22 protein-coding genes are annotated in these 19,510 nt (G+C 70.9%); 9 read left to right on the forward strand and 13 right to left on the reverse strand.

Translation table 11 applies throughout. The features are described 5' to 3' along the window. Positions 1 to 170: 170 nt before the first annotated feature. Together A3CE_RS0107370 and A3CE_RS0107375 are read right to left on the reverse strand one after the other, a co-directional pair. A complete protein-coding gene (locus A3CE_RS0107370) occupies positions 171 to 836 on the reverse strand; it encodes a signal peptidase II (protein ID WP_020639432.1) in 666 nt (221 codons plus the stop codon). A gap of 202 nt (positions 837 to 1,038) precedes the next feature. Continuing rightward, positions 1,039 to 1,446, reverse strand: a complete 408-nt coding sequence (locus A3CE_RS0107375; protein WP_125592227.1) for an STAS domain-containing protein — start codon at positions 1,444 to 1,446, stop codon at positions 1,039 to 1,041. 611 nt (positions 1,447 to 2,057) lie between these two features. Between A3CE_RS0107375 and A3CE_RS0107380 the strand changes: the two genes are divergently transcribed. Then, entirely contained in the window at positions 2,058 to 2,366 is a 309-nt protein-coding gene (locus A3CE_RS0107380; protein ID WP_020639434.1) for a DUF3099 domain-containing protein, read from the forward strand. A 50-nt stretch (positions 2,367 to 2,416) separates the two neighbouring features. Here A3CE_RS0107380 and A3CE_RS56210 read toward each other — a convergent pair whose 3' ends face one another. Then, positions 2,417 to 3,514: an ANTAR domain-containing protein gene (locus A3CE_RS56210; protein WP_169523942.1), complete on the reverse strand. Its 1,098-nt coding sequence runs from the start codon at positions 3,512 to 3,514 to the stop codon at positions 2,417 to 2,419. Positions 3,515 to 3,874: 360 nt separating this feature from the next. On the opposite strand from A3CE_RS56210, the gene A3CE_RS0107395 reads away from it, so the two are divergent. The 4 genes from A3CE_RS0107395 to A3CE_RS0107410 all read left to right on the forward strand — a co-directional run bounded on the left by A3CE_RS0107395 (position 3,875) and on the right by A3CE_RS0107410 (position 8,290). After that, on the forward strand, positions 3,875 to 4,735 hold the full coding sequence (locus A3CE_RS0107395; protein ID WP_020639437.1) for a GAF and ANTAR domain-containing protein: 861 nt from the start codon (positions 3,875 to 3,877) through the stop codon (positions 4,733 to 4,735). 85 nt (positions 4,736 to 4,820) lie between these two features. After that, complete coding sequence (locus A3CE_RS0107400) at positions 4,821 to 5,588, forward strand: GAF domain-containing protein (protein ID WP_020639438.1); 768 nt, start codon at positions 4,821 to 4,823, stop codon at positions 5,586 to 5,588. A gap of 12 nt (positions 5,589 to 5,600) precedes the next feature. Continuing rightward, a complete protein-coding gene (locus A3CE_RS0107405) occupies positions 5,601 to 7,082 on the forward strand; it encodes a PP2C family protein-serine/threonine phosphatase (protein ID WP_043791926.1) in 1,482 nt (493 codons plus the stop codon). A 119-nt stretch (positions 7,083 to 7,201) separates the two neighbouring features. Then, positions 7,202 to 8,290: an ANTAR domain-containing protein gene (locus tag A3CE_RS0107410; RefSeq protein ID WP_020639440.1), complete on the forward strand. Its 1,089-nt coding sequence runs from the start codon at positions 7,202 to 7,204 to the stop codon at positions 8,288 to 8,290. A gap of 390 nt (positions 8,291 to 8,680) precedes the next feature. Here A3CE_RS0107410 and A3CE_RS50335 read toward each other — a convergent pair whose 3' ends face one another. The 4 genes from A3CE_RS50335 to A3CE_RS56215 form a co-directional block, all read right to left on the reverse strand. Beyond that, a complete protein-coding gene (locus A3CE_RS50335) occupies positions 8,681 to 9,049 on the reverse strand; it encodes an STAS domain-containing protein (RefSeq protein WP_020639441.1) in 369 nt (122 codons plus the stop codon). A gap of 68 nt (positions 9,050 to 9,117) precedes the next feature. Then, positions 9,118 to 9,861: a hypothetical protein gene (locus A3CE_RS0107420; protein WP_020639442.1), complete on the reverse strand. Its 744-nt coding sequence runs from the start codon at positions 9,859 to 9,861 to the stop codon at positions 9,118 to 9,120. Positions 9,862 to 9,993: 132 nt separating this feature from the next. Further along, positions 9,994 to 10,329: an STAS domain-containing protein gene (locus tag A3CE_RS0107425; RefSeq protein ID WP_125592233.1), complete on the reverse strand. Its 336-nt coding sequence runs from the start codon at positions 10,327 to 10,329 to the stop codon at positions 9,994 to 9,996. A 378-nt stretch (positions 10,330 to 10,707) separates the two neighbouring features. Continuing rightward, positions 10,708 to 10,923 (reverse strand): hypothetical protein, encoded by a 216-nt coding sequence (locus tag A3CE_RS56215; protein WP_125592235.1) that lies wholly within the window; start codon positions 10,921 to 10,923, stop codon positions 10,708 to 10,710. Positions 10,924 to 10,981: 58 nt separating this feature from the next. Between A3CE_RS56215 and A3CE_RS0107430 the strand changes: the two genes are divergently transcribed. From A3CE_RS0107430 to A3CE_RS0107440, 3 genes are read left to right on the forward strand one after another with little or no spacing between them, the layout of a single operon-like run. Then, positions 10,982 to 11,986, forward strand: a complete 1,005-nt coding sequence (locus A3CE_RS0107430) for a chemotaxis protein CheB (RefSeq protein WP_020639444.1) — start codon at positions 10,982 to 10,984, stop codon at positions 11,984 to 11,986. Next, positions 11,983 to 12,732: an ATP-binding protein gene (locus tag A3CE_RS0107435; protein ID WP_020639445.1), complete on the forward strand. Its 750-nt coding sequence runs from the start codon at positions 11,983 to 11,985 to the stop codon at positions 12,730 to 12,732. Before A3CE_RS0107430 ends, A3CE_RS0107435 begins: the two co-directional genes overlap by 4 nt. 11 nt (positions 12,733 to 12,743) lie before the next feature. After that, entirely contained in the window at positions 12,744 to 14,597 is a 1,854-nt protein-coding gene (locus A3CE_RS0107440; protein ID WP_020639446.1) for a CheR family methyltransferase, read from the forward strand. Between the two features lie 209 nt (positions 14,598 to 14,806). Here A3CE_RS0107440 and A3CE_RS50340 read toward each other — a convergent pair whose 3' ends face one another. From A3CE_RS50340 to A3CE_RS0107455, 3 genes are all read right to left on the reverse strand, one after another. Continuing rightward, the gene (locus A3CE_RS50340) at positions 14,807 to 15,262 is read right to left on the reverse strand and encodes an ATP-binding protein (RefSeq protein ID WP_020639447.1); all 456 of its coding nucleotides are present in this window, start codon (positions 15,260 to 15,262) and stop codon (positions 14,807 to 14,809) included. Positions 15,263 to 15,280: 18 nt separating this feature from the next. Beyond that, positions 15,281 to 15,664, reverse strand: coding sequence for an STAS domain-containing protein (locus A3CE_RS0107450; protein WP_020639448.1), 384 nt, complete (start codon positions 15,662 to 15,664; stop codon positions 15,281 to 15,283). A 196-nt stretch (positions 15,665 to 15,860) separates the two neighbouring features. Continuing rightward, positions 15,861 to 16,841, reverse strand: a complete 981-nt coding sequence (locus tag A3CE_RS0107455; RefSeq protein ID WP_020639449.1) for a chemotaxis protein CheB — start codon at positions 16,839 to 16,841, stop codon at positions 15,861 to 15,863. 388 nt (positions 16,842 to 17,229) lie between these two features. Here A3CE_RS0107455 and A3CE_RS59770 point away from each other — a divergent pair, with 388 nt between their 5' ends. Then, on the forward strand, positions 17,230 to 17,451 hold the full coding sequence (locus tag A3CE_RS59770; protein ID WP_376741652.1) for an STAS domain-containing protein: 222 nt from the start codon (positions 17,230 to 17,232) through the stop codon (positions 17,449 to 17,451). Between the two features lie 160 nt (positions 17,452 to 17,611). Here A3CE_RS59770 and A3CE_RS0107465 read toward each other — a convergent pair whose 3' ends face one another. The 3 genes from A3CE_RS0107465 to A3CE_RS0107480 all read right to left on the reverse strand — a co-directional run bounded on the left by A3CE_RS0107465 (position 17,612) and on the right by A3CE_RS0107480 (position 19,416). Continuing rightward, entirely contained in the window at positions 17,612 to 18,052 is a 441-nt protein-coding gene (locus tag A3CE_RS0107465; RefSeq protein ID WP_020639451.1) for an ATP-binding protein, read from the reverse strand. 96 nt (positions 18,053 to 18,148) lie between these two features. Then, positions 18,149 to 19,084 carry a sensor histidine kinase gene (locus A3CE_RS0107475; protein ID WP_020639453.1) on the reverse strand — a complete coding sequence of 312 codons (936 nt, stop codon included), beginning with the start codon at positions 19,082 to 19,084 and terminating at the stop codon, positions 18,149 to 18,151. Beyond that, positions 19,081 to 19,416, reverse strand: coding sequence for an STAS domain-containing protein (locus A3CE_RS0107480; RefSeq protein WP_020639454.1), 336 nt, complete (start codon positions 19,414 to 19,416; stop codon positions 19,081 to 19,083). The genes A3CE_RS0107475 and A3CE_RS0107480 overlap by 4 nt, the downstream gene beginning before the upstream one ends. Between the last annotated feature and the right edge of the window lie 94 nt (positions 19,417 to 19,510).

The raw sequence follows: 19,510 nt of genomic DNA on the forward strand, positions 1-19,510 counted from the left end.
CGGCGGGGCCGGTTCCGGCGCGGCACGGGGCGGCCATTGATGCACTGAATAGCTACGTCAGGGCGAAGCTCACCACCCCCGCGTCACGTGGCCGCACCACCTGCCGGCACGGCCGACCTGCTCGCGCAGTGGATGAACGGCAAGAAACCCGGTGCTCCTGCGTGGCCGCGTCATCGGATCGCGGTTGTCCGGTGGACGGGAGGGGGGTGAGTCGCTCCGCCGTAGTGAGTGGCGCCCAGCGTAACCGTGGCCACCAGCCCGGCCGCGGCAGTCGCTGTCGCGATGCGCGCCGGGGTTCGCAGCCGAAGCGGCGGGCGGGGAACTTCCGTCGTGGCGCGAACCGCCCACCGGTAGGCGTGGGCCAGCGTGAACGCCAAGGTGGCCGCGATGATGAAGAAGTCCGCCACGTTGAAGCAGTACTTGCCGACCGGGATGAAATCGATGGCGCCGCGGACGCTGCCCGGCGCAGTGAGGTGGTGCAGCCCGAGGCGGTCGAGGAGGTTGCTGGTCCAGCCGCCGATCGCGAGAGCTGCGGGAGCCAGCAACAGCTTTGGATGCCTGCGGCGCAGAAGAAGCAGCACTGCCGCGACGAGGCTCGCGCTGCTGACGAGGTCGAGTACCGCTCCTGTCACCGGGTCTGCGTACCATCCGCCGACGACCGGACCGACCAGCGGGTTGCCGCCGAAGTTGATGTGCGCCCGGGGAACTTCGCGCCAGGCCCACCACTTGGTCACCTGGTCCACGAAGACGACCGGCAGCAGCGCGAATGCGGTCCATCTGGGTGCCACGATCTTGTCGCCGATTCGGGACGCCTCGGCTTTGTCGTTACGGGTCATCGGCTTCCTCGCAGCACGCCGGAAGATTGAGCGATCACGGGTCGAAGGCCCGACCAGCCGGGAACGGGCTGTGGGGAATCCCCGGGCAATGCCTTCCCCGCGGCGACGGCGCTGAACCGGACGGCAATGCCGTGGGTGCCGTATTTGCAGCCCGACGCTCGAGCGCGAGTTGCTCGGATCGCCTACATCGCGGAGACAGTCGTCAACTGGCGTCCCAAGCGGCTCTCGCATGGCTCACGAACTCGGCGCGGCTGCCGGCGGCTACGGCGCTGCTGCGAGTGCGGTAGCAGTCCAGTACCGCGTCGAAGCGGGTGGCGTGCAAGAACTCACGCACGACGGGGCGCTCGCCCGTCACCACGCGCAGACGCGCCGCGCCGGCGGCAGCGTGCGCGGTGCCGATTGCCCTGACACCGGCGACGGAGAGAAAGGACAGGTCGGACACGTCAAGGATCAGTGCCTCGGGTTCGGTGGCGAGGATCTGCGCAACGGCGCGTACGACCTTCGACGCCGTGCCCGAGTCCAGTTCACCGGACAATACGAGTTCCACGACCCCGGACTCGCCGCGCGTACGCACCAACCTGAGGCGTTCCGGACCGGACGAGGTGCTCATGGCCGTCACCCTTCAACTCGTCACCGCGGCTGGCTGCCCGTCGAGCTGGGCGCGTGTTCGGCGGCCGGCGCCGAGCCCGCAGGGGTGGCGTCATCCTGGCCGCGGCAGTCTCGCTCGAGCCCGCGGAGGGACGAGGCTCACGGCTCCCCGACCAGTCGTTCCGGCGTAGGTACCCCGCGGACATGAGCGGCAAACGTTGACACGGCCGGTTGTTCCGGCATCGGCGTACCGAGACGACGTTCAGGCGCCGGCGGCCGCGCCCGAGCTGTGGCGGGACAGCCTCGAGCAGAACCACGCGCGAACGCACCCATGATTTACGCGGCGCGGACCGGAACACCGGTGACGGCGAAGCGTTGTACTGGGTGTCGGTACGGCGGTGGCCCCGGGCCTCACCCCTTGCCTTCACTGCTCTGCCTTTCAAAGAAGCCAGTCCGGCTGGAGCCGTGTCGTGCCACTCGCCGCGACGCGCCCCCGTACCGGCCTCGATCTCCCGTTTCCGCTCGCAGCTCACCCGCCTCGATCTCCGCTGGGCGGAAGCGGGACCGCGTCCGGCGTTTGTGCGGCCGGCGACGCGGTAAGCAGTGTTCCCCAGCGGCCGGAAGGAACCCGCCATGACCACGACCCGTGCGCCGGTACTGATCACCGGAGCCGCACGCTCGTACGACGACCAGCTTGCCGCACGAAAGCGGAAATACCTCCTGATGATGTCGTGCCGGATCCCGTGCCTGGTGCTCGCCGGGATCTTCCACGGCACCTGGTGGCTTGCGCTGGCGGTGCTGGCCGTCTCCGTGCCTCTCCCGTGGATGGCGGTGCTGATCGCCAACGACCGGCCGCCGCGCAAGCGGGAAGAGATCAGCAGGCTCGACCGCGACCCGGAGGAATGGGAAAGACGCCCGCATCCGGTCTTCGAGGCCGGCTGACTTCCGGCGGCCGCAGGTTCGACCAGGACGTCGACGCGACGCAGTCAGAGTCACTCACCGGGTCGATCATGGTGCCGATTCAGGTGGCGGGTCACGACCTCGCGGGCGGTCTCGGTCAGCGGCCGGCCGTCCGCGAACGCCATCGCCCGCAATCGGGCCATGGCCTCCTCGATACTGATCGCCTGTTGAACCGACAGGAGACCGGCTGCCATGTTGACGTCCTCGTAAGCCAGGGAGCTGCTGATCCGATCCGCCAGCTCACCGTCGGCCAGCAACGCGGCCGCGAGCAGCTCGGCCAGGTCGCGGATGTCGGCGAAGCTGGTCGAGGGCGTTCCGGGCTCGCGCCGGTAGAGAGTCAGCGTGCCGAGCGTGGCGGTGCTTGCGGCCAGCGGGAACGCGAACGCCGCACCGAGGCCATAGCCGGCCGCGGCGTCGACGAATCCGGGCCAGTCCTCGCCGTGCTCGGTCAGGTCGGTGACGGCGACCGGCTCACCAGTGGTGAACGCGGTGACCGACGGTCCTTCGCCCGTGGTGTACTGCAGCTCCTCGACTTGGTGTCCCCAGCGGTCGGTGGCCGCGAGTTCGTGCTGGGCCAGCCCGCCGCCCCGGACGGTGATCACCACCGCGTCGACGCCGCGCAGTATCCGCGTCACCGTTACCGCCATTGCCGACGCGTAGCCCATCGACGGGTCGGCATGGCGCGCGGCGTGGTCGAGGCGGTGCGACAGCACCTCGCGCCGAGCCGATCGTAGGCCGGTCGCTGCGTCCGACGGTTGCGGCGGTGTCGCGCATTCTGCGGCTTGCCGCCGGTCCGCCTCGGCAGCGGCGCGGTGTTCGGCAGCGTGACGCCGGTCCGTGAGCCCGGCCGCAGTGCCGCGTTCGGGCGCCCGCCGCTCGAGTGCCCGTGCCGCGCGCTCGTGCGCTTCGGCCGAGCGCAGGAAACTCTGCCGGAGGCTCTCCCTGGCGCCGGCCGCGCGCACGAGAGCGGCCTTTGCGTGTTCGGCGGCCCGAGCCGCAGCGGCCCGATCCACTCCCGCACGAGCACGGGCCGCCAAGGCAGCTCGACGGGCAGCCAGCTCGCGGACACGCTCACCCGCCGTCTCGCCCCGCGCACGGGCACGCTCCGCGCCCTTCGTCGCCGCACTCACGAACTCAGGATTTCCCATTGGGCCTAATCCCAATCACCGTATCCGCGCCAGGATAGCTGCGCGTCAGCTGGATCAGGCGCTCCGGCCCAGCCGGCGTGGCTATGAACCACGGTCGTGCCGGTGGTCGTGAGCGACCTTTCAGGTGAACTTGCCGCCTTGCCTGATCGATCTAGTATTCGAAGGCATGGAGACGCGTAGTCGCCGCGGCACAGGTCTGGCACAGTGAAACCAGGCAGTGAAGCCACTTGTTCGATGGAGTTCATTCGGTCAAGCTGCCGCGTGCCCGGTCTTCAACAGCGCAGTATCGGTGCCGCTCGCCGTAACCAGCGACTGCCTGATCTGAAGCAAGGGAAGAGCGAAGTGCCGCAAATACCGCCCAGTGAAGAAGACTGGGATGAGGACAGAGAACGCTTCACCGCCGACGCGCAGCACGCGACCGTCACCGGCGGAAAGCCGGTACGGGACCACGGGTTCCGGCTGGGACCCCTGGCGCAGCAGTTCGCCACCCTCACCTATTCGCTCCTCGACGCCACGACCACGGGCGACGTGCTGCAACAGGTCGCCGACACGACACTGCAGGTCGTTCCCGGCGCCGACCTGGTCAGCGTCACCCTGCGGTTCCCGGATGGCGCTTTCCACACGCCCGTCCAGACCGATCCGGCCGCCGCCGACCTCGACCAGGTGCAATACGAACTGCGCGAAGGACCATGCCTGGACGCGTCCGAGCCGAGCGGCCCGGCGTTCGCGGCCAGCGCCGACCTGGCCGTCGAAGGTCGCTGGCCTCGATTCGGCGCCGCTGCCGCCGAACGGGGGTTCCATGCCGTGCTCTCCACCGCGCTGCTGCCCGACGCGCGACCACCCCGGCTGTCCGGAGCGCTCAACATCTACTCCCGGCAGCCCGGCGGGCTGGGCGAGGCCGACCGGGCGATCGCGCTGCTGTTGGCCACCCACGCCTCCCTGGCCCTCGCGCACGCGACGGCCGTCGGCCAAGAACAGCTGACCTCCGAGCAGCTGCACCGGGCGATCGACTCCCGCGACGTCATCGGACAAGCCAAAGGCATCCTCATGAGCCGCCGCGGCCTCAGCCCGGAAGAAGCGTTCGACCTGCTCCGGCGAACCTCGCAGGAGCTCAACGTCAAACTCGTCCGGCTGGCCGAAACGCTGGTGACCCGCCACACCGAAATCGACCTGCCGCAGGCCGGCACTCCACCACCCGGCTGACAGAGATCCTCGGTTGAACGCCGGTGAACCGGGTAATCGCGTCTGACCGGGCCAGCGGACGGAGCGCGGAGGGGGTACGCCGGAGATGACCTCGAACTTTCCGCAGGCGGGTGAGCCGCCGGGCGACGCGCTGATGATCGAAGAGCTGACCGCGCAGCAGCTGGCGGCTGTCTTCGCGCGCATGTCCGGCTTGCTGCTGTCGTCCGAGAAGGTGGACACGGCTCTGAAACTGATCACCGCGCTGGCGGTCGAGATGGTGCCGGGAACGACCGGAGCGGGGATCAGCCTGATGGACCGCCACGGGCGGCGGGTGACCGCGGCGGCCACGGACGAGGTGGTCGAGCGGGCCGACCGGTTGCAGTACCAGCTGGGCCACGGCCCGTGCCTGACCGCCTGGGCGGAACGGGCGGTCGTCAGAGTCGACGATCTCGCGCAGGACGAGCGGTGGCCGGCCTGGTCACGGCCGGCCGCCGAGCTGGGGCTGCGGTCGGCGTTGAGCGCGCCGCTGGTGGCCGGGCCCGAACCGCTCGGCGCGCTGAAGGTCTACGCCGTTCCGCCGCATTCCTATGGCGAGCGGGAGGAACACCTCCTCACCATGTTCGCAGCCCAAGCGGCCATGCTGATCAGCAACACGCGGACCGCGCAGGACGCCGAGCGCGCCAGCTCCCAGGTCGCCGAGGCGCTGCGCGGCCGCGAGGTGGTCAAGCTGGCCAAGGGCATCATCATGGCTCGTGAACGCGTCGACGAACGGGCAGCGTTGCTGACGCTGGCGCAGCTGGCCGAACGAGAGCGCACCACCCTCCGCCACACCGCCGAGCGGCTGGCCCAGTCCACCGTGCGGCGGCTGCGATGACCGGTGAACACCGTGAAGAATGATCATTCCCAGGACCGCGCGGTCGAGCAGCAGCGCACTCTGGCGCTGGCGTTCAAGCGTGCCGAGCTGTCCGTCGAGGACCTGTGGCTGCGCTACTTCGGAGTCGGCGGTGAATCCGGGTTCATCGACATCGACGCGTACCTGCACGGACTGGCCGACCTGCCGCCGCTGGAACGCGACACCCTGGCCCTGGCCGTCAACGAACGGCTGGACGAGCTGACTTGGGCACACCGGGCCGGGTTCAGCCGGCAGATCCGCGACAGCGTCCCGAGAAGCGCGCCGTTCGCCGCCCTGGTGCGGCTGTTGGAAGATACCGAGCTGGCCCCACCGGACCGGCTGCCGGCGGCCGTGGCCGCCGCCGCCACCGCGCTCGGCGTGCGGATCGGCGTCTACCTCGTCGACTACGGCCAACGGTGCCTCCACCTCGTCCCGGAAGCTCCGCCCGGTCTGCCGGCGTCGCGACGGGCCACGCTGGAGGTCGACACCACACTTGCGGGACGGGCGTTCCGCCAGATCCAGATCCTCCCGTCGGAGGCACCTGGCCGGCCTCGCTTGTGGGTGCCGCTGCTGGACGGGGCGGAACGTCTCGGCGTCCTCGACGTCGAGGTGGCCGAGGTGGACGACCTCTACGACCCGGGGCTGCGGGTTCAGTGCCGGTGGCTGTCCATGCTGCTCGGGCACATGGTGACCCTGCTGTCGCAGTACGGGGACGAGCTGGACCGCGTCCGGCTGCGAACCCGCCGGACGGTCGCCGCCGAACTGGTGTGGTCGTTGTTGCCACCGTTGACCGCCGGGGTGGACAGCTTCGTCGTGACGGGTGTCGTCGAACCGCGGGACAGCGTCAGCGGCGACGCCTTCGACTACGCGCTGTCCGAGACCACCGCGAGCCTGATGGTGCTGGACGCGATCGGTCACGACCTGCGCAGCGGCCTGATCGCCGCCGCAGCATTGTCCGCTTATCGCAGTGCACGCCACGCCGGCCACGGCCTGTCCGAACAAGCCCGGATGATCGGCGAAACGATCAGCGGCCACTTCGGCGACGCCACGTTCGCGACCGCCGTGCTCGTCGAACTCGACCTCACCACGGGGCGCTTGCGCTACATCAACGCCGGCCACCCCCGTCCGTTGGTCATGCGCGCCGGGAAGATCGTCAAGCCCCTCACCGCCGGCCGATGCCTTCCGCTCGGCCTCGGTCTGGGCGACCTGCAAGTCGGCGAGGAGACCCTCGAACCGGAGGACTGGCTGGTGCTCTACACCGACGGCATCACCGAAGCCCGCGACCACACCGGCGAATTCTTCGGCGAACCGCGGCTCCTGGACTTCCTGCGGCGTGAAGCCGCCTCGGGCAACCCGCCACCCGAAACCGCCCGACGGCTCACGAAAGCCGTCCTCCACCACCAGAACGGCACGCTGCAGGACGACGCCACCGTCCTGCTCGCCCGCTGGACACGCCCCTCCGACGTCACCCCCTGACCGGCGGACCTCGACTCCGATTCCGAGCCTCGCGCGTGATCGCCGACTCACCCACAGTCACCGGATTGCGAACGGGCCGCGCAGGGTATTCCGGCTCCGAAATGGACGGGAGGTGGGACATGAGTGCCGGAGCCGACGTCGTGGCGGTGGACGCCGAGCAGGCCCTCATCCTGCGGGTGAGCGGGACGCTCGAAGCTGAAACGGCACAAGCGACACTGACCAAACTGCTCGACGCGACCGTCACCCTCCCACCCCCGCACCTCGTGGTGCTCGACCTGCGCGACGTCGACCACCTCTCCGCCGCCGGAGTCCGGGCGCTCGGCGAATTCGCGGTGCGCCGCGCACAGGACGGCGTCCACGCGGCGGTCCTGCTCGACCCGGACGCGCTCAACGCCCGGATCCTGCACAGCAGCCTGCCCGCCGGCACCCTGCCGGTGCACGCCAGCGTGGAGGAGGCGCTCGCCGACGCCCCGGCGCCGGGCGGTGAACGGCACCTCGGTGACCAGCTGGCGGAGCTCACCCGGATCCTGCTCGACGCCACCAGCGTCAGCCGGGCCCTGCAGCACGTGGTCGCCGCGACGACGGTCGTCGTCCCGCACGCCCGGCTGGTCAGCATCACCCTGCGCGACCCCGGCGGCCGCTACTTCACCCCGGTCGAAGTCCCCGACATCGCCGCCGACCTCGACGACGTCCAGTACCGCACCGGATCGGGGCCCTGCCTGGACGCCGCCCACCCCGACGGCCCCGCCTACTCCCTCGACCAGGACCTCGCCCAGACCTCCGCCTGGCCCCAATTCGCCGCCGTCGCCACCGCCCACGGCCTCGGCGCCGTCCTCTCCACCGCCCTGTTGCCAGCCCGGCGCGCCGGGCTCAGCGGCGCCCTCAACGTCTACGCCCACCGCGGCGGCATCACCGAAACCGACCGCCATCGCGCCCTGCTCCTGGCCACCCACGCCTCACTGGCCCTCCAGCACGTCCGCGGCGCCGAGATCGCCGATCTCGAACGCACCCACCTCCGCCGCGCGATCGCCTCCCGCGACGTGATCGGGCAAGCCAAAGGGATCCTGATGGCGCGTCAGGGCATCGACGCCGACGCCGCCTTCCGCCTGCTGCGCCGCACCTCCCAGGACCTCAACGTCAAACTGGCCGACATCGCGGCCACCCTCGTCCGCAACCACACCGCGCTGACAACCGCCGAAGGCGAGTGACGCCGCCGATCCGACGTCCCGGTTCCCGGTTCCCGGTTCCCGGTTGAGCGTCGGCGCCCCGGGTATCTCGGCCCGACCGACAACCGAGATCCCGCACCCACGCCGGGCGTGTCCGTCCGGCAGTTCACCGACGACCTGCTCCACGCCGCCACGGCGGGCGCCTACGACGACGTGGCCGAGGCGCTGGGCGTTCTCCTCACGGGAAAGCGCAGGTGCGGCGCGGGATTTCCTGTGCAATTCCAACACCGGCGCGCTCTCGGCACGGACGGCGCTTTGACCCGGTTGCCAGCTACCGCGTTCGCCGGCCGGCCGCTGACGGCCACGGCGCGGATGTCGTGTCCCGTCATCTGCGCGAACTCCACGACTGACACCCAGCGCGGCCGGCGGCGCTCAGTCCCGGTGCAGCGCCGGCTCGAGATCGTCGAAGACGGTCACCCGCTGGTCGAGCCCGGCGACGACGAGAACCCGGTGCGCACTGCTCCTGGGCGCGACGACCAGGCGAACCGTGACTCCACGCTCGGCACAGGCGATCACCCAGCAGGCCAGGGCCCGCGCGCCGGCAGCTCCCAGCAGCTCGAGCGCGGACAGATCCAGCACCGCCAAGGACAGCGGCGAAAATGCCTCCGTCGCGGCCAGCATCAGGTACTCCACCCGGTCCCGGGCGGAAGGGTCGACGACGCCGGCCAGCCGCAGGATCAGCGCGTCGCCGGCCGACGTCGGCACGACTTCGATCAGTACACCGCCGCCGTCTTCAGCCATGCGAACTCCCCACGCCCGGCGGGAGGCAATTCCGCGGCGGGGTTGCGGTGCCGGCCGGCACCGCGCGGTCATGATGGCGTGCGCTCAGACTTCAACACCGCCCACACGATCTTTCCCCCGGACCAGCGGCGGCTGCTCCCCCACGTCCGCGCGGCGTCGGCCACGATCCGCAGCCCCAATCCCGGGTCCCGGACGTCGGCCCGCTCCAGCAGCACCGCGGGCCGGTCGCTGCCATCGGCCACGGACACCGACAACAACTGCCGGCGCAGGTCCAGCCGGACATCGGGTTCGGACGCGGTGTGCTCGAGGACGTTGCGGACCAGCTCGCCGGCCACCAGCATGCTGTCGTCGATGAATTCCGGAACCTGCCACTGCAGGGCGTGGTCCCGCACGAACGTCCGTGCCAGCGTCGTCGCGTCGTCGATGCGCGGCAGTACCCTGCGCGCGGTGCGCCGGATCGGAGTGGCCTGAGCGGTCTCCGCCGCGGCGACGCTCGGGTGAACCGGGACGAACCGCTCGATCCCGTGGCGGTGAAAGGCGACGAGGTGCTGCGGCTGCCGGGTGACCACGGCGAACGGGATGCCCGGCCACTCCGCGATCCGCTTCGCGACGAACGGGAACACCGTCGAGGGCGACAGCTCACCGATCGCCAAGTCCTCGAGGTCGGCGACCAGCCGCGGCGGGCCGTCCGCCGCGACCTTGAGCAACCCGTCGCGGAGAAAGCCGTAGCCGGCCAGATCGAGGGCACCGGACACCGTCACCAAGGCGCTCTCCGGCCGCTTGCTCACCTCGAGCGCGACCCCGATCTCCATTCCGCCTCCGTCTCGCCGCGGGCCCGCCCGACGGGACGAAAAGGGGCGGATGTCCGCGCTGGCCGGCACCAACGGGCCCCCTACTGAACCGACGCTAGTCCACCGGATCACCTCCGGCCAAGGCCGGAGGTTTCAAAGCTCACCGGCCGAGACCCATGGTGCTGTCCGGGGACACCACCGCCGCGCGCCGTCGTGGTTCATCCGGCCCCGCTGCACTTTCCCACTTTCCCACTTTCCCGCGGTGGCCGGGGCGCGGTTCAGGCGCCGGCTGCGGTGCCGGTGACCCGATTCGGACGGGATCTGCAGGTCACCGATGTCCGCGATGACCGCGCGAGGGACGCCCACAGCCAGCTTCACCAGCCGGTCGCGCAGCTCCCGGTACGTCAGCGCGTCGAGGACTCCATCCGGGTGGACGACCACACAGCCGTCGCGGTCCTCGTACGCCATGTCGACGCGGCTTTCGTCCACCAGGTGGAGCCTCTCCGCGGGCAACACCCGCATCAGCGTGCAGCCAAGACGTGCTACCCACCGTGCCGCCCGGTAAACGCGTCCGGCAGCGACGATCGGGTCGCGGCGCGATGCGCGCGCCACCGCGTGGCAAGTCCGGCGTGCGCTGCCGGCGTGCGCGGTGCGGGCGTCCGCCGCCGGCAGATTCGGCCAGCTCGGCGGCCTGCGCATGGGCGAGCACGAGGGAGGCGTGGGTGCCGGCAGCAGCGCGGTCCGATCCGGCGGATCCTGGAACCGGCTGTGGGATCGGCCGGGTGAGCGCTCGCAACGACGGCGGTCCGGCCGCGGCGGGCGGCCCGGCAGGCCGCCGACCGTGCCGCGAGCGCGCGACGACGACAGCTACTGGCTGCCACTCCCGCGGCTGCCGCGGGATCCGTTGATGACTCCGGGACCCCGGGCCCGGACGCGGCTGATCACGGCGAGGCGGCGCTTGCGGACGCCCGGCGACGCGCGGATGTCGCGCGTATCCGGCTTCGAGCGGGATTGCTGCGGGCGGCGGCGGCCCATGACCGCGCGGCCCGGCAGCACGACCTGGCGGCCGACACAACTCGCCACGGCGTTACCGGAACCGGAAGGACAAGACTACCGTGGAAAAGGCACCAGGAGGTGAGCCGTGGCCGTCCAGCGTGACGTGGTGGTGATCGGCGCCTCAGCGGGCGGGGTGGAAGCCCTGGGCAGGGTCGTCCGGCAGCTGCCCGCCGACTTTCCCGCCGCCGTTCTCGTGGTGCTGCACCTGGCCCCGGGCGCGCCCACCGCCCTGCCGGAGATTCTCGGCCGGGCAGGCCGCCTGCGCGCGGTGGCGGCCGCGGACGGCGCGCCGCTGGCCCCTGGCACCATCTACGTGGCGCCACCCGACCGCCACCTGCTGCTCGATGACGGCACAGTGACCTTGACGCGCGGCCCGACCGAGAACGGACACCGCCCGGCGGTCAACGCCACCTTCCGTTCGGCCGCGCTCGCGGCCGGCCCGCGGGTGGTCGGCGTGGTGCTTTCGGGGACCCTGCACGACGGGGCCGGCGGCCTGTGCACGGTCGTCGAACGCGGTGGCCTCGCCGTCGTCCAGGACCCGGCGGACGCGCTCTATCCGGGCATGCCGGAAAGCGCGCTGGCCCGCGTCCGGACCGAGCACGTGTACCCGGCCGAGATGCTCGGCAAGGTCCTCGACCAGCTCGTGCGGCAGCGGGTGGAACCGGTCGCGGTACCACCGCCCTCGCCGGCCTTGCTCCTCGATGACCGGATCGCGCGGGACGGAGTCGGGCGGAGCCCGCTGTCGGAGCACGCGCCCGCTTCGGGATACACCTGCCCGGACTGCCACGGAGCGCTTCTCGAAAACGGCGACGAGCCGGGGCACTACCGCTGCCGTATCGGCCACGCCTGGACGGCCGAAGCCCTGCTCGCGGCGCGCGGCGCCGAGTTCGAACGAGCCCTGTGGACGGCAGTGCGCTCGCTCGAGGAAAGGGGCGAGATCGCCGAGCGGATGAAGCTGGACGCCGAAGCCCGCGGGCACGCCCACATCGTCCGCCGCTACACCGGCACCGCGCGGGAATGCTCAGCCGCCGCTGGGACTCTTCGCCGGTTCCTGCAGTCGCTCCGTCCCGATACGGGAGCGGAGCGATGACCGGCGTGCGGCTCGTCCCGGAGTTCCGGACCACGTCGACGGTGGTGACCGTGACCGGCGTGTTGACGCTGGCGACCTATCCCCGGCTGCGGGACGGCGTCCTGAAGTTCGCCACGGATGCCCCCGGATGCCTGATCGCCGACATCCGCGGTCTCGACGTCACGGACGCCAAGCTGCTGAGCGTGTTCTCCGCGATCGCCACGCGGATCAGCGACTGGCCGGGTGTCTCCTTCGCCCTGGTTTCCGACCGTGCCGGCCACCGGGCCGGGCTGAAGGAGCAGGCGGTCGACCGGTTCGTCGCCGTGCACCCCGGCGTGGCCACCGCCGAAGCGGCTCGCGACCGGGTGCCGCGCCGCCGGGCCGTGCGGCAGCTGGCTCCCTCGGTGGCCGCCTCGAGGGCGGCACGGCGGTTCGTCGGCGAGGTCTGCGCGGAGTGGGCGGTGCCCGGGTACGCCGCGGACGCCAAGCTGATCGCGACCGAACTGGTCGAGAACGCCGTCCAGCACACGGAGTCGTCCCCGCTGCTGCGGCTGGAGCTGCGCCGCGGCGTGTTCAGCGTGGCGGTGAGCGACGACGACCCGCGACCCGCCGTGCTGCGCGAACGCCTCGGGGCACTCGAACCGGGCCTCGGCCTCCGGCTGGTCGCCCAGACGGCGCGGATCTGGGGCTGCAGCCGGTCATGGGGTGGCGGTAAAGTCGTGTGGGCCGTGTTGGCCCGGCACGCCGGGGGGCGCGGCGGCGGGTAACGTGTCCGAGCGTGACGGAGCCCGGTCTGGAAGATGACGAGTTCGAGTCGGTGCTCGCCTACCTGAAGGAGTCACGGGGTTTCGACTTCACCGGCTACAAGCGCAGCAGCCTGCGCCGGCGGGTCCAGCGCCGGATGACCCAGGTCGGCGTCGACAACCACGCCGACTACATCGACCAGCTGCAGGTCAACTCGGACGAGTTCGCCGCCCTGTTCAACACCATCCTGATCAACGTCACCGGCTTCTTCCGCGACCCCGACGCGTGGGAGTTCCTGCGCGAGCACGTCATCCCGGCGCTGCTGGCCGAGCGCAGCCCCGAGGAGCCCATCCGGGTGTGGAGTGCCGGCTGCGCGGGAGGCCAGGAGGCCTACAGCCTCGCCATCGCGTTCGCCGACGCGATCGGCGTCGACGCGTTCCGGCAGCGCGTCAAGATTTACGCCACCGACGTCGACGAGGAGGCCCTCGGCCAGGCGCGGCACGCCGCGTACACCCCCGCCGAAGTCGAGGGCCTGCCCGAGGCGAAACTCGAGGAGTACTTCGAGCTGCAGGGCAGCCGGTACTGCTTCCGGAAGGACCTGCGCCGGTCGGTCATCTTCGGCCGCAACGATCTGGTGCAGGACGCCCCGATCTCGCGGATCGACCTGCTCGTCTGCCGCAACACGCTGATGTACTTCAACGCCGAGACGCAGACGAAGATCCTCGAACGGTTCCACTTCGCGCTGGCGCCCCGCGGCCTGCTTTTCCTGGGCAAGGCCGAGATGCTGCTCAGCCACACCCGCATCTTCGAACCGCTGGACCTCAAGCGGCGGGTGTTCCGCAAGGTCGCCGGCACGACGGCCGGGTACAACCACTTCGTGTCCACCGGGCTGCCCAGCCGGCGGCCCACCGACATGTCGGGGTTGGAGGAACTGCGGGACAGTGCGTTCTCGGCGAGCCCGGTCGCCCAGGTGGTGGTCACCGCCGACGAGGTGGTCGCCCTGGTCAACCAGCAGGCCGAGATCGCGTTCACCCTCTCCGACCGGGACGTCGGCCGCACCCTGTGGGATCTCGACGTCTCCTACCGCCCGGTCGCCCTGCGCGCGTACGTCGAGCAGGCGCGGCTCGAACGGCGCTCGCTGCGGATCAAGGACGTCGAATGGCGCCGCGCCGGCGAGACCGTGTGGTACGAAGTCCACGTCAATCCGCTGGTGAACCGGGACAAGAGCCTCCTCGGGGTCTCCGTGGTGTTCCACGACGTGAGCTGGGCGCGGCAGCTGCTGACCGAGCTCGAGCACAGCAACCGCCAGCTCGAGTCGGCCTACGAGGAGCTGCAGTCGACCAACGAAGAGCTCGAGACCACGAACGAGGAGCTCCAGTCCACTGTGGAGGAGCTGGAGACGACCAACGAAGAGCTCCAGTCCACCAACGAAGAGCTCGAGACGATGAACGAAGAGCTCCAGTCGACCAATGACGAGCTCCAGACCATCAACGACGCGCTGCGCGACCGCAGTCTCGAGCTCGACGAGCTGAACGACTTCCTCGAGTCCATGCTGACGTCGATCCAGGCCGGAATCGTCGTCGTCGACGCCGAGATGCGGATCAAGGCCTGGAACCGCGGCGCGGAGGACCTGTGGGGTGTGCGGCGCGAGGAGGCCGAAGGCGCCCACCTGCTCAACCTCGACATCGGGCTGCCGCTCGCCGAGCTGCGCCCGGTGGTGCGGGACGCGCTCGCCGACCCGGCCTTCCACACCGAACTGGTCCTCAACGCGATCAACCGCCGGGGCCGGCCCGCGGTGGTCCGGCTCATGTGCAGCTCCCTGCGCGGCATGAACGGCCAGAGCGAGGGCGCCCTCCTGCTGATGGAGGAAACGCCGCAGACCCCCTGAGGGCCACAGCGACCTCGCCACAGGTCCGTCGCTGCGCTCCGGGCGGCGGGCCCGGCCAGTCGTCGGCCACTCGCCGCGCCCCGCCCGCGCACCGCGGCAGCCGTGAGACCCGGCCGGACGGTCTTCGCGCGTGTCCGGGGAAGCCTCGAAGGAGCGGCAAGGTCGTCTGGGCCGTCCTCAGCCCGGAGCAGCCCACCGGCTGAGCGGGTTCAGCACGGTTCCGGATCCATGATGATCGGCTCAGCGCGCGCCGAGCAGGCGTCGATCATCGGGGCTCCGCAATCGATCCTGGCCCACACCGTCTTCCCGCGTTCCTCGGGCCGGACGCCCCATTCCCGCGAGAGGTCCCCGACCAGCACCAGTCCCCGGCCCCGGGGACGAACCGAAGCCGGCGGCCCGGCCACCGGGCGGTCTTCGCCGTCGTCCTGGACTTCCAGCAGGACCGAGCACGGCCGGTCCGTGACGGACCAGGTGACCCTGACCGGGCCGGCGCCGTGCTCGTAGGCGTTCGTGGCGAGCTCGGTGACCACCAGCTGCACCGCCCAGAGGTGGTTGGCGCCGAGCGGCGGCAGCACGCGGGCAATCCACCTCCGCAACGCGCCGAACGGCGGCGGCGTCCCGCGCTCGATCGTGAACGCGGACGACGCGCCCGATTCGGAGGACATGGAACCATTCTCCCGCGCTCAGTCCGGTCGGGCCGGGTTCGCCTCCAGCGCTTCGGCCAGTGTCGGGTAGAGGAAGACGCGGGCGTCGGTCCAGAACGTCAGCAGCACCACCGACACCGGATGAGCCGGGATGACGAAGCAGAGCCGCCGTCCCTCGACGTGGGCGCGCTGCGCCACCTGTCCCAGCGCCCGCATGCCGACCGCGCCGAGGAAGGTCACCCGGGACAGGTCCAGCACGGTGACCGGGGCCAGATCTTGCCACGTGGCATGCTGCAGCAACCGCACCGACAAGGCATCGATCTCGCCTGCGGCGCTGATGACCAGCAGATCCGGCCGCACCTCGGCCCGCTTGACCGACAGAATCTTCGCCGCCGCCTGCCGGAAGCTTTCGCGCGAGGCCATGCCGCGCCATCCTGTCCCGGGCCGGATACCGGTGCCGGGCGAGCACCGCGGAACCGGCTCGATTCCTGTCCAAGGAAACCACACCGAAGCCGATTCACGCGACGGAGGCGAAATTGCGGTGTGCTTCGAGCAGGAATCGAGGCATTCGCCGCGCGCACCGCGGCCGCCGGAGCACTTCCGGCCGGACGCGGTGCCCTCAGCCGCGACCGACCATCTGGCGGCGCAGCACCTCCGCGGCCTCGATCGTCTCCCGCGCCTGGGCTTCGTACCGCCCCGCGATCAGGTCGTTGCGGCGTTCGCGGGCCAGCGCCGCCAGCCGGCGGCACAGCGAAGCCTTCTCCTCGAGGGCACGCATGCCAGTCCACAGAGCGCGCTCGACAGTGTCCCCCTGGGCAGCGACCAGCGCTTCGGCGGTCCAGGCGTGCCCGACCCGGCAGCGGTAGCGGACGCCGTGGTCGATGTCGGCCAGCACGCCGTGACAGTCCGGGCACGCGAACTCCGAGGGTTTCCCCATGGCACCCACTCCCACTCCGACGCGTCCCGCGCTCGCGATTTCGTTCTCCCACCGCAGCGGCTCCGGCGCGGGCCCGGAATCCGCCTCGACCAGCTCGAGGGTGACTTTGGCGAGCACTTCGCCGATCTCGGACGCCGCCACCACGTGGTCGGGGGTGAGCGCCCGCAGCGCCTTCTCCGGCATGGCGGGGTACAGCGCGTCCCGCGGATCCTGGACCACCACCCGGCCGCCCTGTCCGGCGATCGCCTGCAGTCCCGCCACCCCGTCGTCCAGCACCCCGCTCAGCAGCACTCCGGTCACCGAGGCGCCCCGCGCGACCGCCGCCGAGCGGAACAAGGCGTTGATCGCGGGGCGGTGGCCGTTCTCGGTGGGCCCGTGGGACAGGGCGACGGTGCCGTCGGACACCAGCAGGTGGTGGTCCGGTGGGGCGACGTAAACGCGCCCGTGTTCCATCGGTTCGCCATTGCGCGCGGCTTGGGCCGGCAGGGGCCCCGCTCGGTCGAGGATCGCGGGCAGGGCGCTGGTGCCCCCGGCGGGCATGTGGAGCGCCACGAGAACGGCGGCCGGCAGGTCGGCGGGCAGCTGGGCGGCCGTCGCTCGCAGGGCTTCGACACCGCCGGCCGACGCGCCGACGACGACCACGTCTCGCGGCCGGACCGTCATGGGAGCCTCCTCGGCGTAGGAGTACCCACAAGACCCGGCAACCACACGCTGGGAATGCGTGACCTTGAAAGTATCTTCAAGGCTCGAGGAGCCATACCGTCGCAAGCCCATTTCTATTATCTGACAGGCACTCCGACGTCTCAGCCCGCGGCCGGCGCGGTCGCCCACTGACGCAGTAGCGGCGGCCTTCGCCGTTGACCTGTGCACATGCTCGAAGCGAGGCAGAATGGGCCCGTGACTCCTCCTGATTCCCAGCCGACGGACCTTCCCGCGGCCCAGGGGCCGTTGCCGGTGACGGTCCGGCAGGTCGACGGGGCTATCGTGGTCGCGCCGCAGGCGCGGTGGACCTGGTCACCGCGCCTCGGCTCGAGGCGCGCTGGCCGAGGCTCTGACGGCCCGGCCGAGCCTGCTGGTCATCGACTTCACCGCGGTGGACTTTCTCGCCTCGGTAGGCTTGACGGTCCTGGTCAAGGCCCGGCGTGACGCCGACCGCGGAACCGCTCTGCGGGTCGTGGCGACCGGGACGCCCCGACGAGCAATCAGCATCACCGGCCTCGACGACGCCCTGAACGTGTACTCGGCGGTCGCCGACGCTATGTCTGACTCCTGACCGGATACCTCGGCCGGCGAGTGGCCCTCGAATGCGGGGCGCCGCCGCCGGCTACGTCGTGGGTGAGCTCACGGGGACTATGTGGCCGAAGATTCTCCGCAAACCCGTGGCCCGGGATGAGTCGGTAGTCGTTTCGACGGGATGGTCGAGCCTCTCGTTGTCAGGGGCAGGGCGCTCGGGCATGGTTGCCGCAGGAGAGCCGCGCCCACACGGTTTTCCCGCCGGAATCTGGGATCTCGTGCACGCCCCACGTGTCGGCGAGCTCGTGGACCAGGAACATGCCATGCCCGCGCGCGTCGTACAGACCCGGTCGCGGTGTGCGCTGCAGCGGGTGGGCCGCCCAGTGGTCTTCGACTTCGATGACCACGCGGCACGGCGTGGTCAGGGCGGTCAGCCGGGCCCGGACCGGTCCGCCGCCGTGGAGGTAGGCGTTGGCGACCAGTTCGCCGATCACGATCTGCACGTCATTCAGGTGGTCGGCACCGAGATGCGGCACGGTGCGGGCTGCCCACCGGCGGACCCCGGCCAGGGCGGAGGGGTCGGTGCCGCGCAGGTCGATGACCCACGGCGCGGCAGCCCCGCCCGCGTGGCTACCACGCACCGGCCGGATTCTCCGTGAAGACGTTGCCCACCAGGTCCGCGTACCCGGTGGGCCGCTCCACAAACGGCTCCCCGGCCGCGGCCGGCCAGGCGGTGGTCATAGCCGGAAGTGGACGCGGATGGTCGTGCCCGCGGTGCTGGTGTGCAGGCGGACCAGGTCGGACATGTGATTGACCAGCAACAGGCCGCGGTTGCGGTGTTGCTCCGGTGCCACCGGGTGCCGTCCGGCCAGGGGGTCGGTCAGGGTGCCGTGGTCGTCAACCTGGCACACCAGATGCCCGTCGGCAGTCCAGATCCGCAGCTGCCCGGAGCCGCCACCGTGGTCGATGCTGTTGGTGACCAGTTCGGTGACGACCAGTTCCGCATCGACGACCTGGTCCTCGGACAAGCCCGCGTGACGCGCGTGGGTGCGGGCGAAGTTGCGGGCTTGGGCGAGATTGGTGGCCTCGACGGTGAGTTCGGCGGCGTCGGCCGGTGCGGGCAGTGACAGGTTGTAGCCGGCGATGATCGTCTCGGGGTCGTAGGCGGTGCTGGCTCGCCGGCCGGTGCTGTCGATGAGCAGCGGATGGGTCGCCTCGGCGTCGGCCAGCACCGCCGAGGACAGGTTCATGTCGTACGGGCAGAGGATGGTGACGTCCCGGCCGGTGAAGGCCAGATTGATCAGCGCTTCGTGCTGAACGCAGGCGGGGTATTCGTGGGCGCTGCGGTCCGGCCAGATCGGTTCGCCGATGATCCGGACCGGCCGGTCGGGGCAGGTGTCGGCGAACGCGCGCAGCACGCCGGGGATGATCCGTCCGGGGTTTCGCCCGGCCGTACCCATGTCCATCAGCTGAACCCGGTCGGCGTCGGCGCCGAGTTCGGCGCGCAGCAGCGCGAGATTGGCCTCGGGGACCGCGACGGCGACCGGCTCGCCCGCGGCGAGGCCGGACCGGACGAACGGGACGGTGCCGGCGAGATACTCCTCGGCATCCCGGTAGAAGAGGGCGGGATGGACGAACGGTTCGGCAACGCGCGCCTGGACGGGCGCGCTCACGAGGCTTCCAGTTCTTCGATCACGAACTTCACCGGTTCGGCGGGGTACAGCAATGTCAACATCCTACGCAAGACCGCCGGTGGGCGGAGGAGTGTGAGAGGCGCCTCGGCCGTCCGGTGTTGGGCTGCGGCGACCAGCATGGCGGTGCCACGGGCATCGATGAACGACAAATCGGACAAATCCAGCAGGGCAGGTGCAACGCTCGGGAGCGCGGAGTCCAGCGCGGACCGCCAGGTGTCGCGGGTGCTCAGGTCAACGTCGCCGATCACCCGCAGCCCGGCCTGACCCGGCAACCGGGTCACCTGCAACTGGCTGCGATGCGAATCAGTCACGCAACCCAGCCTACGACGGGCAGCAGCACTCGGCAGCCCGGCCGCGAGCAGTTCCCGAGCTCCCGCTGCCCGCCGCCGCTGAATGGGCACTTGG

Source organism: Amycolatopsis balhimycina FH 1894, from assembly GCF_000384295.1.
Lineage (GTDB): Bacteria > Actinomycetota > Actinomycetes > Mycobacteriales > Pseudonocardiaceae > Amycolatopsis > Amycolatopsis balhimycina.

What these genes read in the sequence shown, in the direction of transcription:
- A3CE_RS0107435 (WP_020639445.1), top strand. Translation starts at nt 11,983, where the DNA reads ATGACCGGCGTGCGGCTCGTCCCGGAGTTCCGGACCACGTCGACGGTG.
- A3CE_RS50340 (WP_020639447.1), bottom strand. Translation starts at nt 15,262, where the DNA reads ATGTCCTCCGAATCGGGCGCGTCGTCCGCGTTCACGATCGAGCGCGGG.
- A3CE_RS0107450 (WP_020639448.1), bottom strand. Translation starts at nt 15,664, where the DNA reads ATGGCCTCGCGCGAAAGCTTCCGGCAGGCGGCGGCGAAGATTCTGTCG.
- A3CE_RS0107410 (WP_020639440.1), top strand. Translation starts at nt 7,202, where the DNA reads ATGAGTGCCGGAGCCGACGTCGTGGCGGTGGACGCCGAGCAGGCCCTC.
- A3CE_RS50335 (WP_020639441.1), bottom strand. Translation starts at nt 9,049, where the DNA reads ATGGCTGAAGACGGCGGCGGTGTACTGATCGAAGTCGTGCCGACGTCG.
- A3CE_RS0107455 (WP_020639449.1), bottom strand. Translation starts at nt 16,841, where the DNA reads ATGACGGTCCGGCCGCGAGACGTGGTCGTCGTCGGCGCGTCGGCCGGC.
- A3CE_RS0107375 (WP_125592227.1), bottom strand. Translation starts at nt 1,446, where the DNA reads ATGAGCACCTCGTCCGGTCCGGAACGCCTCAGGTTGGTGCGTACGCGC.
- A3CE_RS0107420 (WP_020639442.1), bottom strand. Translation starts at nt 9,861, where the DNA reads ATGGAGATCGGGGTCGCGCTCGAGGTGAGCAAGCGGCCGGAGAGCGCC.
- A3CE_RS0107380 (WP_020639434.1), top strand. Translation starts at nt 2,058, where the DNA reads ATGACCACGACCCGTGCGCCGGTACTGATCACCGGAGCCGCACGCTCG.
- A3CE_RS0107370 (WP_020639432.1), bottom strand. Translation starts at nt 836, where the DNA reads ATGACCCGTAACGACAAAGCCGAGGCGTCCCGAATCGGCGACAAGATC.
- A3CE_RS0107400 (WP_020639438.1), top strand. Translation starts at nt 4,821, where the DNA reads ATGACCTCGAACTTTCCGCAGGCGGGTGAGCCGCCGGGCGACGCGCTG.